A 15,958-nucleotide genomic window follows, 5' to 3' on the forward strand; every position below is an offset into this window, starting at 1 on the left:
CAAAAAATTATGTGTCGCTGAACTTGAATCATTCCTCAATTGCTATCGTGATTTTTCTTAACTTATTCAGCAAGCCCCACTTACCCATTCACGGAAATTTCAGGAACCAGAAAGCGATTAAACACTCGCGACGGCTTCGAGTTCTGCCGCCTCTTTCTCGTTCATCTCGTCGAGTTTCTGCCAAACTTGCTGCATCAATTCATCCAATCCAAGTCTACTAACGGCGGAAATCAACAAAACAGGAGCGCCGCTAATTTCTTTAAGTCGGCTGATTAAATTACCGATTTCTTCGCTTTCGAGATCGATCGCATCTACCTTATTAAAAGCCAAAATCTGCGGTTTATCGGCTAAACCACGCCTGTAAGCCTTCAATTCTTCCTGAATTGTGACATAATTGGCGATCGGATCTTCATCCGTAACATCGATCAAATGCAGCAACAACCGAGTCCGCTCAATGTGCCGCAAAAACTCGTAACCCAAACCAGCACCTTCGTGCGCTCCTTCAATCAATCCCGGAATGTCTGCAAACACCGTACCGTCGCCAGTCGGTTTTTTGACTACGCCCAAATTCGGAACTAAAGTTGTAAACGGATAATCTGCTATCTTGGGGCGAGCTGCAGACAAAGCAGAAATTAAAGTGGATTTGCCAGCATTCGGCAGCCCGAGAATTCCCACCTCAGCTAATAGCTTCAATTCCAAACGCAAAAATTTGTGTTCACCTTCTTTTCCCGGCATCGCATAATCTGGAGCGCGGTTAGAATTGGTCAGAAAACACTTATTCCCCAAACCGCCTTTGCCGCCTTGGGCAACGCAAAAAGTCTGTCCGGGCGTTACTAAATCTGCTAAGATTGCCTGAGTTTCCGCGTCGTAAACAACTGTACCGCAGGGAACTTCGATCGTGCGATCTTCCCCGGAAGCCCCTGTCATATTCTTCGGTGCGCCGCGCTTCCCGTCTTCGGCTTTAAAAATCCGGTTGTACTGAAAATCTAACAGCGTTTGCAGGCTTTCCACTGCCACCATAAACACAGAACCGCCCCGCCCGCCGGTGCCGCCGCTCGGCCCGCCCGCCGGTACATACTTTTCTCTGCGAAAAGCTACCATACCGTCGCCGCCTTTGCCGGCTGCGACTTGAATATCTGCTCGATCGATAAATTGCATAATTTAGTCAGTAGTCAATAGTCAGTGTCAATAGTCATTACTTATTATTATACCAGATGCAAGTACCATATCCCCCTTTTCCTTTAGTCCGCGTCGGCGGACGACAGCCAAGTTTAGTCGCGATTTACAATTGCCGGAAAAATATAATTATACCAATTCTGAAAAGTAGTGCAGAGTGAGAGATGGTACGCGAGCATCTGTAGGGAAACGGCACTGCCGTGTCCGGCTCCGAAATCTTTTAATAATCTGTATAAAAAGTTGAGGATGATACCAAGACTTTTGTTGAATTAGTATTATCAAAGCCGATTTGATATTAGCAGGAATCACGCACGAAAACAGAATAAACTGGGTTTTTATAGCCATTCTTGCAGGAGTCGTAAATTTTTTACCCCACCTCAACCCTCGCCGAACCCGCTCGATCGGGAGTAAGAAATTCACAAAATATGCGAGGATTGCTATATCAGAGACGAATACCTGTAAAAATATTTTATTGTGCCAAAAATAGGTTTCTAAATCATCTAAAATACTCTACTGAAAAGTAGTAATTGCTACTTACACGACTTCTGCAAATACTGATTTAACGTGCTAATTATAGCGGTAAGGTGCTTATGGGCGCATCCTACAGATAGAGGTTTTGCGCCCCGGAATGAATTACCAATTAGCAATTACCCATTCCTATTAACAATAGGACGATACATCTTCCTTACATTCATCTGCCAAATAGCAGAGAGCTCGAAAGCGCATCCCCACCAACTGTTCGTAAAGCGGGTTAATCTTGCACATCGCCGGAATGTGCACGATTTTGCGTCCGAATAAGACGACATCTCGCTCAAACGGACACTGCGGCGGAATCATTTTGCAGACAAAGTGTGCCAGCTTGGGGTCGTGAATTTCCCACCCGTCAAGCCAGTCTTTGACGGGTTGCAGGACATTTTTGTGGTGAGGTTTAGGTAGGCGAGATGACAGGGGTGTTCCGGCGGCGGGGGCGACATTCGCATCAAAGACGATTTGGCTGCTGGGCCCCTGCGGATCATCGCACTTGCTGTCTTCGATGGTGTGTCGCAGAGCTTCGATCGCCTCTACATTGTGCCCCAAAGCTGTGCAAAACTTATAGATTACCTCGTCTTCGCTGAGCGAGTAGGTACCGTCTGCCAAGGCTACCATGACTGCTGTCCTCAAAAAATCCTCGCCTTTGGCGGTGTCTTCCCCTAACACAGCGGCTAATTCCTCTGGGGCAATCGGTTCAAAACCCGCCTCAAAAGATACCGGGTGGAGTTCATCCTCAGTTAGATTTGCAATCATTTTTTGCTCGTCTTCGTCAAAGTTGCCGTCTGCCCAAGCAATTGTCAGCAATCCCCGCAGCCAAGCAGTAATCTCTTCATTGGTGCAGGAAGATTTAGCGTTACTCATTAGCATTTCCACTTGGATGTACCAGTCAATTTGTTCGTTTACAGCGGGCTCAATATTCCCCTCCCAATAATTTTTACTGGTTTTTTGGTCGATGGATGATCTATTTGTGGAAGGTTGGTGCCTGAAGATTGCTCCAAACGCTTGTAGTGGATGTGTTAAAAGCATATTTGTTTCTCAGCAGCATCGCTGACTAGCGAGCTAATCTATTGGCTAATCCTATCCCCTAAAAAGTCATCTATCGCGAGGAATAGGTTTGTTGAATTCATCTTAACTCTAGTTGCACCCATCGAGATGGCGAGCGAATTTTATTCAAACCCGATTGCCATTAGCCACCCAATTTTTCGCAACAAATAAAAGGTTGGCAAGCGTTCGATCTAATCAGACACTGGGTTTGTCGCCCAGGGGCGATCGAACTTCGCTCTCTTTACATTTTAATATATATTTTTGTAAATTTTTCTGTCCAGGCTGGACAATATTAACAGCGAGCCGGATTTAAGCTGTTGAAAAAAAATATCTGAGGAAACTGTTACTGCCTGTTAACAGTTTTAATTGCTGTGTCCGCCTAGATATGACAAATATTTTTAACTTCGGCGGCACAAAATCCAGCGCAATTCCATTGGCGGGCGGGCGTTTGCCATCGGGAAGACATCTCGACCGGTGGCCCAACTGGGAAACCAGGGCGTCGGGGGCCAGGCTCCTTCCGGCAGGTGGTGGCGTTCGTACTCAAACACCAATTCGTCGGATATTTGGACTAAGGGCAACCCTTCCATGGCGGTGGCGAGTTCTTGGGGCGTAAATAAAGTAGACCAGGAGAGTTGGGCCACTTGTCGCACTAGGGCATCCGGCTGGTAGTCGCCGACGGTTAAAAACGTGCTGAACAGCAAAAGACCTCCGGGACACAGGGAATCGCACATTTTAGCGAGGAAAAGCCGTACTTGATCGCTGTCTCGAAAATGTGAGATGACTTCGGCGGCAACTGCCAACTGGTAGCGGGCCGGTTTCATCCGCATTAAGGGATCGAGCACATCGCCTTCAGTCACTGTCACGGGAAGGTTTTCGGCCGTTACTGCAGCTTTCAATTGTTCTGCAAAAGCTGGAGTTAGTTCGATCGCATCTACAGAATAGCCCAATCTCGCTAGGGGCAACGTATTGCGGCCGGTACCAGCCCCCACGTCCAAAATCCGCACTCGATCGGGCGTACCCAATTTAGCAGCCGTTGCCATCAATTTTGCGTCTGGATGAGAGCCGAAAAGCGGAGGTTCTCTGGTATCTACCCAGCTTTTGTACTGTTCTCCAACTGTTGAGGTAGTAACAATGACTTTGCAAGCTAAACCGGTTTGCGGCGGCTGCACTGACTCGTATTGCAGAATCAACATCGATGCTGTGGAGGTGCGGTAGCCTTGTTCTAACTTGGTGGCTAAAAGCTTGCTGAGTTCGTCTCTGCGGTCTTCGGGCAGGGGTCTGTCGAGAGTGCTAAATAGCTTTTCTATCGACTTGAGATAGTGGCTTAGCATTCCCGGTACGCAGGGAAAAATTAATTCTCCGCGAGCGTTTATGCGAGTATTAATTTTGTAGAGGATAGCTTGCTGGAGAATGTCGGGATTTACTACCAGCGGTAGCTGTTCGGTCTGGTTGATTGTACTTTCGGCGCCCATAGATTCCGCGAAGAAGTCATTAGTTATTAGTCATTAGTCATTAGTCAGAGGGAAGGCTATTGAGAGCTGACTGTACAATTTAAGAGTATAAAAAAGCCGATTTTAGATTTATTGGGTTTGGTTGCTTAGTGTTTTTAGATTGTAGAAAATCCGATTTGAGAGCTTTATTTTGGATAAATCTCAAATCTCAAATCTCAAATCGACCAAGCCCAAAACGCGAGTAGGTTCCAAAATCGGAGTTAGTATCAAGATAAGCTGTAGCGCATTTAAATTGTATGTTTCACGGCGAGGTGGAAAAAGCGTCAAATCCTCTCGCCTTCTCCCCTCTCTCCTTCCCCTCGTCAGCCATAACAGGCAATGTATATGGGTAGCAAATTAAAGCTGGGCTTAGTTGCTGCCGGTAAAAGTCACTTGGGGGAATCTTGACTGAGCTTCAGTCATCGGGCGCCGTCTGCCTTCTTCTTGCCAGTAGTTGATTACTTCTGTCGCTTGGTTGAGGATTTCGACGCGATCGTTATCAGCAATCCAGTGTTTGGCTTCGAGTTCGTTTTTGAGGTCTTCCCACGCATCTTTGCGAGGCCAGAAAAAGTAGGATGTCAGCGGGCTAGTTCCTTTGCCGACAACTTGGTCAACGGCGAGGGCAACATTCTCTTCTAGCCAGAGAACTTTTAAGATGAACTTGGACAAGCAAACCTCCAGGGTTCCGATCGAACTTGTTAAAAATTTCTACAATCGCTAAGCGTAGCACACTCTGTTCGATAATTGGTCATCGGCCATGAAAAGTTTTGTGGCGCGGCTGGTTTTAGCGCCACTCAGGGGCTGAGAACAGATAAAATTTGGGTTCTCACCCGCCCTAGGTACAAGGATGGTTAAGTTGTGAACAGAGTTATTGTAGTCTTCGACATTGACGGTGTGGTGCGGGATGTGTCCGGTTCTTATCGGCGGGCGATCGCGGATGCGGTGGAACATTTCACGGCGGGTGCTTTTCGCCCGAATTCTCTCGATATCGACTCTTTGAAGTCTGAGGGAGTGTGGAATAATGACTGGCAGGCATCTTTCGAGTTAGTTTGCCGTTATTTTGAGGGGATTGGGCGATCGAGAAACGAACTCGCTCTCAACTATGACGAATTAGTGGCTTTTTTCCAAAGTCGCTATCGCGGGCCCGATGAGAAAAATTGGACTGGTTACATTTGTAGCGAACCGCTGTTGTTAAGTCCGGCTTACCTGGAAAATTTAACAGTGGGAGGTATTTTTTGGGGCTTTTTTAGCGGGGCGATGCGAGATGAAGCTGCTTATGTTTTATCAGGGAAACTGAGTTTAAATTCCCCTGTGTTGGTGGCGATGGAAGATGCACCGGGAAAACCCGATCCGGCTGGACTTTTCGCGGCAATTGAACAGTTGGAAAACCTGCACGGTTTAGAAAAAAATTTGCCCGTGATTTACGCGGGAGATACGGTTGCCGATATTTACACGGTTGTGAAGGCGCGGGAAGTGCAACCAAATCGGGTTTGGCTGGGAATCGGAATTTTGCCGCCTCATGTTTTGGATGATTTTGTGCGCTGCGATGCTTATGCTGCAGCGCTGAAAACTGCTGGTGCAGCAGCGGTTTTCAGGAATGTCGAAGAGTTGACGGCTGCGCGGATTGGGGAATTAGTTCTGTTGACTGTTGACTGTTGACAGTGAGTCAAAAAAATGAAAATTGCGCGAATTATTTGTTGGCCTCGGGATTCGACTTTACGCCCGACGATGAAGCGCGGATTTGATTTTATTCCGGCGCAGCCGGAATTGATATTATTGACAAACAAATGTAATTTTGTTAAATAATTTGGCACCTTATCCTACTGACAAGTAAATGTAGTTTTGTTACATTTATTTGTCAATTTTTGCATCTTTGAGTTGACAATATCTGCTGCGGTGGCTTAGTACAGAGTAGAGGTCAAGCTCTAGGAGAAAGCAACTATGTTAGTTTCGCGATCGAGTGATAAACAACCTACGCCGGAAGAAACTCGGCAACTAGAAAAGCTCCAAGTCCAAATCGAGCGAGCTGTTGCTGACGGCAAGATATCTAAGCAAGAAATGGAAGACATCAACAGAGCGATTTGGGCTGACGGAAAAGTTTCTGTTGAAGAAGTGGAACTGTACAGAATGTTGGTGACAGATAAGATTGTTGTCGGAGAAGTTGAATACGAGTTTTGAGAAGAAAATTGGGAGCATCTCACGGGAGCATCTCAATGAAAGCAGCCAAGCTAGAAAGTGGAGTTAGGAGTCAGGAGTCAGGAGCCAGGAGAAAAGAGTCAGAAGTCAGAATAAAGGAGCCTGAAGAAGTATTTTTATAAATATGAGATGCTCCCGTTGGAATTGTTATTCAATAGTTTGTTTACTGCTAGCTTAGGATGATATTTGGCAATTCTTGGGAGCATCCCTTTTAGGAATTATACCCCACCATTATGGGGATGCTCGCAGTTTTTTATTGGTGTTGTGAGATTATTTCAAGTGCAAGAATTTGTCTAATGCACTGACTACAACTGGTGGCCAGCGACGGTTATTGGCAACCCAATCGAGGTCTTTGTAGCGGGGATCGAGGCCAACCGCAGCTACCCAATTGCTCTCAGCTTCGCCGCGCTTTCCTGCTTCCCAAAGACAGGCGCTGAGGGCGGCTCTCATGTCGGCAAATTGGGGGTATCTGCGGACGATATTTTTCATGTTGCGAATAGCTTCTTTGGTTTGCCCGTTTTGATAAAGTGCGAGGGCGTGATTGGCGCGCGCAAAGGCATATTCGGGGGCTAATTCAAAGGCTTTGCTGTAGTCGGCAATTGCTGGTTCCCATTTTCCTAAACCGGCTTCGGCGTTGCCTCGGTTGTTGTATGCGGCTGGATCTTTGGGGTCTAATTCTAGCACGTGATTGTAATCGGCGATCGCTTCTTCCCAGCGTCCTAAACCTTCTAAGGCGGTGCCGCGGTTTAGGTATGGATCGGGGGCGTCGGGAGCTAGTTCGATCGCTTTTTCGTAGTCGGAAATAGCTGCTTGTAGTTTGTTTTGGCTGACTCTAGAATTGCCTCGGTTGCTCCAAGCGGCGGCTTGTGAGGGAAATTTGTCAATAATTTGAGTCCAAAAAGTTTCAGCGGCGGGAAATTTGCCTTCATTTGTAGCTTCAAAAGCTTTTTGTACGAGTTCTCCCAGTTCCTGTTCGGGAGTGGCGATATCTGTTGGTTGTACTTGTGCGGTAGCGGGCGCGATATTTCCCAACCAAACTAACCCGGTTACAATTAATACTGTAAAAAATGTCAAAAGTGAGCGAATCATCGTTGTTGGCAGTTTAAACTTTACTAAACATATTATTAACCGAAATTGGGGGCGTTGCTTGGATGGTACCAGTTTCAAAAAAGGATGTGACTGTAGGCAACCTCCGAACCCTTATTTCATCAGTCATTTACAAATCTAAAATCTAAAATCTAAAATCTCAATAAGTTAGGGAGAATTTGGTGAAAAAACGGTTGCTAATTTTGGGCGGGACGGGGGATGCTGCGGAACTGGCGGTAAGAGCGTCTCAAATTGCTGAAATAGAGGTGATATCTTCGCTAGCAGGACGCACTCAACAGCCTTTTACCCCCAAAACGGGTACGGTGCGAATTGGGGGGTTTGGTGGGGCGGCTGGGCTGGCGCAGTTTTTGCTCGATCGCCCGATCGACTTGTTAATTGATGCTACTCATCCGTTTGCCGCTCAGATTTCTGCCAATGCTGCTGTTGCTGCGGCTGAATGCAATGTGCCCTATTTAATGCTGGTGCGTCCAGCTTGGGAGAGGGTGGAGGGCGATCGCTGGATTGAAGTTGCCAGCCACTCGGAGGCTGCAAAAGCTTTATTAGGGCTGTCTCAGCGGGTGTTTCTCACGATTGGTAGGCAGGAATTGGCTGCGTTTGCAGGTTTGGATGCTATTTGGTTTTTAATGCGGGCGATCGATCCTCCAGCACTAAATACTCCTGTTCCTAATGGTAAATTGTTATTAGCAAGGGGGCCTTTTTCATTGGAAGACGAGCGTAGATTACTATTAGAATATCAGATTGATACAATTGTTAGCAAAAACAGCGGGGGCGGTGCTACTTATGCTAAAATTGCTGCGGCTAGGGAACTGGGAATTCCGGTTGTGATGGTGCAGCGACCGCCGATACCCGATGTTGAGCAGGTTGCTGATGTTGAAGGGGCGATCGCTTGGCTGAGGGAGCAATTGAATTAATTTAATCTTACTCACATCTTGCCTCAATTTTAGTAACAGGCAAGATGCCTGTTTCACAAGACATAAATTTTTTTTTGGGGTGGGCATCTTGCCCGCCCCCAAAGGTTACTAACAGGCAAGATGCCTGTTTCACAAAACATAAACTTCCTTCCCGCCTCTGCCTGGGAATACAAATTGATCTGCTGTGCCTCGAATACCCAATTACTTAGATTTTTTCGGACTATTCAAAGAGTTAAGATGATTGTTCATATCCTGCAAATATTTTGATAAAACAGGATACTGTGAAGTTGCTAGTAGTGCATCTTTTTTCTGGCTGACAGTTGTTTCTAAGGGCAAAACGCGATAGTTCGTTTTATTGTTCTGAGTATAGCGGTGTACCCAAGTCGGAAAGGTTTTGATGCTGGTAATTTCTGTAGTTTTTTCGGGAAATGTTTTGCGAATATTTACTTGCAAAATTACGCCTAAGTCTGTATATTTTTTATTTTGACCGGAAATGAAGTTTCCCATTGAATAAATTGCTACAGCTTTGCGAGTTTTGCCATTTTTTCCGGAAAAGTTAAAAATTTTGTAAGGTTGGACGACGTGGGGATGGCTGCCGAGAATGATGTCTGCACCAGCTTTTAATAGGTTTTCAACTAATTGTTTTTGTTCGCTGTTTGGCTGTCGCTGATATTCATTGCCAAAATGCAGGGAAATTGCGATAATATCTGCTCCTTGTTTTCGGGCTTGGGCAATGTCTTTGATTATCTTTTTTTGGTCTATTAGCGAAACTAAGTAGTCTTTGCCTTTGGGTATGGGAATGCCGTTTGTGCCGTATGTGTAGGCTAGCAGGGCTAGTGAAATGTTGTTTTTGGTGCTGATTAAAGTGCGTGAAGCCTCGGCGGCTGATGTGGCTGTTCCTGTTGAGGCAATTTTGCGATCGCTCAGATTGGCGATCGTCCTAATTACTCCTTTTTCTCCACGGTCTAAAGCATGATTGTTGGCGGTTGTCAAGATATTAAATCCGGCTTTTTTAGTCGCATCCGCTAATTGAGCCGGTGCGTTAAATAGCGGATATCCCGTATATCCGCCCGCATCTTCGCCCGCTAAAGGTGTTTCGAGATTTCCGATCACCCAATCGCCTGTTGATAGGATACTTTTAACTGGTGCGAAGAAAGTGTCAAAATTGTATGTTTTCTTTTTTGCGTCGTAGCCCGATCGCGTTTGGGTACTGTGCATCATGATGTCGCCGACAGCAATTAGTTTTGCTTCTTCGATCTCAGACTGTGGTTTGGGGGGAACAGGGGTTGCTATTGGCGATCGACTTTCTGTAGGCTGTGTGTTGGTTTTTGGCGTTTGGATATTGCAGCCTGCGATCGAAAGCATAGCAATTATCGAGAGCAACCGACGAAAATTCATGATTTTTTAGAGTAATTTGTCGGCTAATATGGTATCATAAATAATTTACTTACTGCTCAAAAAATGAAAAAAAACTATCTAATTCTTGCCTTAATTGTTTTTGTAGCAATTACGGGTTTTGGGGTTTTAACTTACGCTCAAACTTCGGGCGATAGACCTTTTGAATTTGCCTTAATTGGCGATTTGCCCTACAGTGCCGAACAAGAAGCAAAATTTCCGAGTTTGATTGCAGATATCAATCGATCGCCCGCAGCGTTTGTCGTCCACGACGGCGACATTAAAAACGGTTCTAGTGTCTGCGATGATGCAACTTTTGTCAGCCGCAAGCAGTTATTTGACAATTTTGAGATGCCGTTTATTCTTGCCTATGGCGATAATGAATGGACAGATTGCCACCGTTCAAAAAACGGCAGTTACGATCCAGTAGAAAGACTCGCTAAACTGCGGGAAATCTTTAGCCCGGGTAATCAAAGTTTGGGAAAGCGCACCTTAACTCTTACCCGTCAAAGCGAAAACCCGCAGTTTGCTAAATTCCGCGAAAATGTTCGCTGGATTTATCATGGCGTTGTGTTTTTCGCGATTAATATGCCGGGAAGCAACAACAATTTTGGCCGCACTCCCGAAGCAGATGCAGAATATGCCGATCGCAATTGGGCTAACTTAGCCTGGATCAAAGAATGTTTTGCTTTAGCCAAACGCAGCAACAGCAAAGGAATTATGTTAGTTGCACAGGCAAATCCCGGATTTGAACTCGATCCGACGGACAAAAGAAGAAGTGGCTACAACGATTTTATCGCAACTTTGGAAACAGAAACAGGCAATTTCCCAGGGCAGGTTGTATTCGTCCACGGCGATACTCACTATTTCCGCATCGATAAACCTTTACCCTATTTTACCGATGAGACTCAACTACCGAGAATGAAAAATTTTACTAGAGTTGAAACTTTTGGTTCTCCAAACGTGCATTGGTTGCGGGCTTTTTATGACCCTACCAATCCTAATTTGTTTGAATTTAAACAGCAAATTGTTCCGGAAAATTAGGCTATCTAACACCATTTTAATGCAAGATAAATATTTTTTTTGCTTAGACTGAAGATAGGTATAATCGAGGAATTTATTTATGACAATCGCAACTGGGCGCCTCACCCTGGAAGAATTTCTGAAACTGCCAGAAACTAAACCGGCCAGCGAATACATTGAGGGGGAAATTATCCAAAAACCGCTGACCAAAATAAAGCACAGCCGATTGCAATCCAAAGCCTGCAACGAAATTAATCAGGTGACGGAAACTCCAAAGATAGCTTATGCGTTTCCAGAGTTGCGGTGTACGTTTGGCGGTCGATCGATTGTTCCAGATATTGCGGTATTATTATGGGAACAGATTCAATTTGATGACAGTGGCGAACCAGTAGATGATGTGCTAATTGCACCGTATTGGGCGATCGAAATCCTGTCGCCACAGCAAAGCTCAAATCGCGTAACTAGAAAAATTATTCACTGTCTTCAACATAATTGTCAGTTGGGGTGGCTGATCGATCCAGATGATCGATCGATTTTAGCGTTTTTGCCCAACCAACAACCGCAATTCTGCGAAGGTAGCGATGTCCTTCCTATGCCCGAAATGATTCCCCTAAATATCACTGCCGAACAGATGTTTAGCTGGTTGAGAATGCAACACATGAATCAGGGCGATCGTCTTTTGTGTACCACTTTTAAAAATCTCCCGGTGTGGTTTGTAGTGAAGACTTTAGTTGTCATTTCAAGTCAGGAGTGAAGTCCTTACTACAAACCAAATTCCCTATTTCCGCCACCTGTCAAATTGGTCTTCGGAACAGCCATTAATAAATTGATTGCTCACCCAACCGTCAAGGAGTGTAAAAGTTTCATTAGGAGGATTACCTGAAAACCTGGCCGCAATTTTCACCCACTTACCTTGTCTGCTGACAGCCCTAACTCCGTCTCCCCTTTTCAATTTAGCAACAACCGGGTACTGATTGCCTGGGCCTTTGCGAATGTTAACAGCGCCACCTTCACCTGTAATAAACGAGCATTGAGTTTGCTTTTTTAAAGCTTCGGCTTTGGCGGGAGAAAGACTTTGCTGCTTGCCGAAAACAGGAAAACTGTAAAGTGAGAAGCTAAGACTTGCAACGACGGCTGCAATAAAAAAGGCTTTTGATTGAGTAAAAATTAGCATTATTTCATTTCCTTGGATTGGCCGAACTGAAGTCCTGACTATGATTTTTTAGAAAAAAACTTCAGTCGTTACTACTAACTATTATTTGACAGAGGCAAACCATTCGGTAACACCTTGGGCGATCGCCTCGGCTAACTTCTTCTGTTCTGTCGGATTCACAATCCATTCAAACTCTTCGGGATTGATCATAAATCCCAATTCCATTAAAACAGATGGAGCAACGGCAGGACGAGTCATTGCTAAGTTGTTCCAGAATACACCATAGCTCGGACGGTTCAACTTGGCAACTAAATAATTGTGCAAAAAGGTTGCCAAACTGTGCGCTTGCGGGTGAAACCAGAAAGCGCCCACGCCTTTAGTCTTAATGGCGTCGCCGTTATCTGGCAAAGCATTGTAGTGAATTGAAATTGCGATCGCAGGTTCTTCTTTTTGAATCATTTCCACCCTGGGTGGCAAATCCAAATCGACATCTTCTACCCGCGTCATTAGCACATTCGCGCCCCGATTTACCAATTCCTCTTGCACCAATTTCGACACAGTTAAAGCTACTGTTTTTTCTCTAATCCCCACTGGACTCACAGCACCTCCATCCTCCGGCCCGCCGTGTCCCGGATCGATCAGAATCTTAATTCCCGACAGCGGCTTTGCTTGCGAATTGGGCACCGCGCTTGTATTCGCAGGCGGGTGTTTTAAAGACAACACTAAAGTTGTGCCGTCGTATCTCAACTTGTAACCCCACTGTTGGGCGGATTTGAGATTAAAAGTGTATTGTACTTGCAGCGGCGATATTTGTTGCCATTCCAAACGCGAAATTACGGGGTCATCCTGGATGCGAATAATGTCAGTTTGAGCGGTAGTATTGTACAGGGTTAAAGTGAAAGTGCGTTCTCCTTCTTGCACCGTGACTGGGACGGGTATTTCTAAGGGAAATAATACCTCTGTCCAGCCGGAAACTTGACGCGAACTGGCGCTGCGAATAATCGATCGCGGAGGCACTGCATCCTTGACAACTCGCACTTCTGATGCTTTAATCCAAGCACCGTAATCGAGCCTGAGCCATTCTCCCTCGCGCCCGATAACTGTTGCTCGCGTTCCCTTCGGCAGCGGTGTCATCCGAGAAAAATCTGTACTCGCGCCGGTTCGGGCAACACCGGGATCTGCTGTTACTTCGGCTATTTCTAAGTCAGCCGGAGAAAGAATAGAAATCTTGCCAGTACCCTCCTGGCTGATAGTTTTATCGTTCATTGTTAGCTCAAATACAGGCACTCCTAAATCCACTTTTTCCCTTTTTGGTAGCGAGGAGTTAGAGTCATTTTCCCCCCTGACCAAGGGGGGGTTGGGGGGGGTTTGACCGCAGCCTTGATACTGTTCGCTGCCGCCTTTTTTGATCGGGGAGTTTTCACCTAACAGTACAGATTTGTTGTCGGGTAGTTCGACTTGCGATCGCGCTTTTAAAGGAATAGTAACGCCCGCCAATTTTACCGAAACTTGAGCATTCGCAGGTGCGATCGCCCCAAAGCAAATATATTCCCCCGGCAAACTCGCCACATCGACTTTCGGCGTCAGGGAATCTTTAGCAAAAGCCAATCCTACAGGGACTTGCGGCTGATTCGACTCCCGCGTCACCTTAATTTTGACTTCCTGATTTTCGTAACGCAAGGTAAAGAGATTTTCGCCGAGTTGCAGCGGAAAAGTTGGGGCGAAATGCCCGGATGCGGTGCGCGAAATTTGGTTGCCATTTACTAACACTTGTCCCGGTGCGGGCGCTGTGCCGATTAAAAAGATGCGATCGGCTGTAGTTTTGTGGTTGGCTGGAGGATAAGAGACGAACAAAGGTTGAGCCGCCACAGCTACAGAGGCGATCGCCATTATCAGCCCAAACACACATAATGCTAAAAATTTTCTCATTCTAAACTGCAACTAATTGAGACTCTGTTGGTTATTTATACTAGAACTTGCGCTAAGAAACCCGGGAGAAATCCGGGAATAAACCGGGTTTCTGAGAATTAGCCGTAAGTCCTATTTACTATACAGGCCCCATTTTATCAGGTTTGTAGTTGCAATTGAGCGCTCGGCAACATAAATTCCCGCGTCAAACCATTAAGTTTTAATTAATTCCGAGGTCGTTCTCCACAGTTGCTCCAACCGATTCGCCGGCATCGTCAAATACAAAACATCCCCCGTACTCAAACAACAATTGAGTAAATCCCAGCCGTGGAGAGTTTGACATTTAGCTTCCACATAAAGAGGCACAAAATCAGCAGACTTAGCAGCATCTTGAATGCGGTGGCCGCAAAAAGGATGTTTTGGCGTAATCAATGTTGCCAAGCAAACCCATAGACTGTCAGCAGTCATTCCGTTGCCCAAAATTCTGCCTCCAATTGCCGCCGCCGCGAAAGCAGGAGCCGCCAATTCCGTCGGGTTCAAAACTCCTTCAAACTCAAAAACTTGCTGCACCATCAAAGCAAAATGTGGGTCTTGATTGCGGACAATAACTGATAGTTTTGGTGCCAATCCTTTAGCGCTCAAGGCAATTTCGACATTAGACATATCGCTGCTAGTTACCGCCAAAAGTGCTGCCGCTTGCTTAACATTAGCAGCTTCCAGAGTAGCGGGCAAACTAGCACTTCCCTGAATGACCGGAATTTTCATTGAGCGAGCCGTGCTCAGAAATCGGCTGTTCGGATCTTGCTCGATCGCCACAATATCGTAACCGTTAGTATGCAGTTCTTTAGCAATTTGGATGCCAATTCCTCCGAGTCCGCAAATAATGTAATGATTGCGCTGCGGAACTCGCGCCACATCCCAATATTCGGTAAAGCGAGTTCCCAATACATAATCGTTGAGCAGTGCGTAGCAGATGCCGATGATGCCGGCTCCAACTAACATCATGATAACTGTAAATAGTTTAATGCTTTCGGGAGCTTGTTCGGCTACTTTTTCATGGCCTCCGGCTCCCGTAATCATCCCTACTGAAAAATAGAGAGAATCAACAATTGAGATATTATCGTCAACACAAATATAGGTAGCAGTAGCAACGGCAATCATTGACAGCAGCGTCAGTACAACAATTACTGCTGCTTGGCTGTGCTGCTGAAATCTGTGCAGCCTAGTTAATGTTTTGAGCAGTTTTTGAGTTAAAGTTTTGTGGGGGCTGCGGATAGTCGGCTGAGTGGCAACAATTAGCCGATCGCCCTGCTGACACTGCCGATCGGCAAGCACCGCCGATACTAAATCAGTTTTGTTAGCAGCCGGCAGATAATAAATCAACATTCGCGATCGATCGTCCCACAAATCGCTCAGTTTTCGATTTTTCCAAGGATGTGTTTCATCGATATATTCTTCGTGAATTGGCCAAGTGCGATCGAACAAACGCAACTGTCCGATCGCCTGACTTCCGAGAGCCGCAAAGGCAAAAACCGGAGCCGCCAACGATGAAACGCTCATGGAAGCGTGATCGGGCAAAGTGTGGTCAATCCTGTCGCCCAAGCTAGTATTGAACAATCTGTTGATGATGCGAATCTGAGGATTGAGAATCCTCGCCTGCATCAAAATTGCCAAATTCACAGCATCATCGTCTGCTGCAATTACTAAAGTGTGAGCGTTTTGAATACCAGCCGCCAACAAGGTAGAAGCTGCTTGCAAATTGCCGACAACCACATCAGAAGTTTCGCCGCGAATTGGGCGATCGCTAATACCAACCACAATCGCTCCTTGCTGTCTCAACAAACAAAAAATCTTGTGTCCCGTGTGGCCCAACCCGCAAACAATGATTCGAGGTTTCATAAAAATTTATTGGCCAGCCAATTTCGGAGCTGTCCTTGTAGTTTTACTTACCATTGTTGACTGCCTAGGCTTTGCAGAATGTAGCTAAAAAGACTATCTAGGAAACTTGTGCCGCCGTAACCTGG

General features: G+C 45.9%; 14 protein-coding genes. 5 read left to right on the forward strand and 9 right to left on the reverse strand.

What is annotated here, in order from left to right:
* Window positions 1–117: 117 nt before the first annotated feature.
* The 4 genes from obgE to QUB14_RS18440 all read right to left on the reverse strand — a co-directional run bounded on the left by obgE (window position 118) and on the right by QUB14_RS18440 (window position 4,922).
* A complete protein-coding gene (gene obgE, locus QUB14_RS18425) occupies window positions 118–1,158 on the reverse strand; it encodes a GTPase ObgE (protein ID WP_333218507.1) in 1,041 nt (346 codons plus the stop codon).
* A 678-nt stretch (window positions 1,159–1,836) separates the two neighbouring features.
* Window positions 1,837–2,733, reverse strand: a complete 897-nt coding sequence (locus QUB14_RS18430) for a Mo-dependent nitrogenase C-terminal domain-containing protein (RefSeq protein WP_333218508.1) — start codon at window positions 2,731–2,733, stop codon at window positions 1,837–1,839.
* A 416-nt stretch (window positions 2,734–3,149) separates the two neighbouring features.
* Window positions 3,150–4,223, reverse strand: a complete 1,074-nt coding sequence (locus QUB14_RS18435) for a class I SAM-dependent methyltransferase (protein WP_190662358.1) — start codon at window positions 4,221–4,223, stop codon at window positions 3,150–3,152.
* Window positions 4,224–4,610: 387 nt separating this feature from the next.
* On the reverse strand, window positions 4,611–4,922 hold the full coding sequence (locus tag QUB14_RS18440; RefSeq protein WP_278187374.1) for a 30S ribosomal protein PSRP-3: 312 nt from the start codon (window positions 4,920–4,922) through the stop codon (window positions 4,611–4,613).
* Between the two features lie 177 nt (window positions 4,923–5,099).
* Between QUB14_RS18440 and QUB14_RS18445 the strand changes: the two genes are divergently transcribed.
* Window positions 5,100–5,900 (forward strand): TIGR01548 family HAD-type hydrolase, encoded by an 801-nt coding sequence (locus tag QUB14_RS18445; RefSeq protein WP_333218509.1) that lies wholly within the window; start codon window positions 5,100–5,102, stop codon window positions 5,898–5,900.
* Window positions 5,901–6,182: 282 nt separating this feature from the next.
* Complete coding sequence (locus tag QUB14_RS18450) at window positions 6,183–6,419, forward strand: hypothetical protein (protein WP_333218510.1); 237 nt, start codon at window positions 6,183–6,185, stop codon at window positions 6,417–6,419.
* A gap of 288 nt (window positions 6,420–6,707) precedes the next feature.
* On the opposite strand, the gene QUB14_RS18455 is transcribed toward QUB14_RS18450, so the two are convergent.
* Window positions 6,708–7,526, reverse strand: coding sequence for a tetratricopeptide repeat protein (locus QUB14_RS18455; RefSeq protein ID WP_333218511.1), 819 nt, complete (start codon window positions 7,524–7,526; stop codon window positions 6,708–6,710).
* A gap of 179 nt (window positions 7,527–7,705) precedes the next feature.
* Here QUB14_RS18455 and QUB14_RS18460 point away from each other — a divergent pair, with 179 nt between their 5' ends.
* Complete coding sequence (locus QUB14_RS18460) at window positions 7,706–8,455, forward strand: cobalt-precorrin-6A reductase (protein WP_333218512.1); 750 nt, start codon at window positions 7,706–7,708, stop codon at window positions 8,453–8,455.
* 201 nt (window positions 8,456–8,656) lie between these two features.
* Here the strand turns inward: QUB14_RS18460 and QUB14_RS18465 are convergent, their stop codons facing one another.
* Complete coding sequence (locus tag QUB14_RS18465) at window positions 8,657–9,853, reverse strand: CapA family protein (protein WP_333218513.1); 1,197 nt, start codon at window positions 9,851–9,853, stop codon at window positions 8,657–8,659.
* Window positions 9,854–9,916: 63 nt separating this feature from the next.
* Here QUB14_RS18465 and QUB14_RS18470 point away from each other — a divergent pair, with 63 nt between their 5' ends.
* Window positions 9,917–10,894 carry a hypothetical protein gene (locus QUB14_RS18470; protein WP_333218514.1) on the forward strand — a complete coding sequence of 326 codons (978 nt, stop codon included), beginning with the start codon at window positions 9,917–9,919 and terminating at the stop codon, window positions 10,892–10,894.
* 79 nt (window positions 10,895–10,973) lie between these two features.
* Window positions 10,974–11,627, forward strand: a complete 654-nt coding sequence (locus tag QUB14_RS18475; protein WP_333218515.1) for a Uma2 family endonuclease — start codon at window positions 10,974–10,976, stop codon at window positions 11,625–11,627.
* Between the two features lie 24 nt (window positions 11,628–11,651).
* Here QUB14_RS18475 and QUB14_RS18480 read toward each other — a convergent pair whose 3' ends face one another.
* The 3 genes from QUB14_RS18480 to QUB14_RS18490 all read right to left on the reverse strand — a co-directional run bounded on the left by QUB14_RS18480 (window position 11,652) and on the right by QUB14_RS18490 (window position 15,833).
* The gene (locus QUB14_RS18480) at window positions 11,652–12,047 is read right to left on the reverse strand and encodes an SH3 domain-containing protein (RefSeq protein WP_333218516.1); all 396 of its coding nucleotides are present in this window, start codon (window positions 12,045–12,047) and stop codon (window positions 11,652–11,654) included.
* 81 nt (window positions 12,048–12,128) lie between these two features.
* Window positions 12,129–13,955 (reverse strand): N-acetylmuramoyl-L-alanine amidase, encoded by a 1,827-nt coding sequence (locus QUB14_RS18485; RefSeq protein ID WP_333218517.1) that lies wholly within the window; start codon window positions 13,953–13,955, stop codon window positions 12,129–12,131.
* 192 nt (window positions 13,956–14,147) lie between these two features.
* A complete protein-coding gene (locus tag QUB14_RS18490) occupies window positions 14,148–15,833 on the reverse strand; it encodes an NAD-binding protein (RefSeq protein WP_333218518.1) in 1,686 nt (561 codons plus the stop codon).
* Between the last annotated feature and the right edge of the window lie 125 nt (window positions 15,834–15,958).

The sequence above is a fragment of the Microcoleus sp. B3-D2 genome, assembly GCF_036705345.1.
In the GTDB taxonomy this organism is placed as follows: Bacteria; Cyanobacteriota; Cyanobacteriia; order Cyanobacteriales; family Microcoleaceae; genus Microcoleus.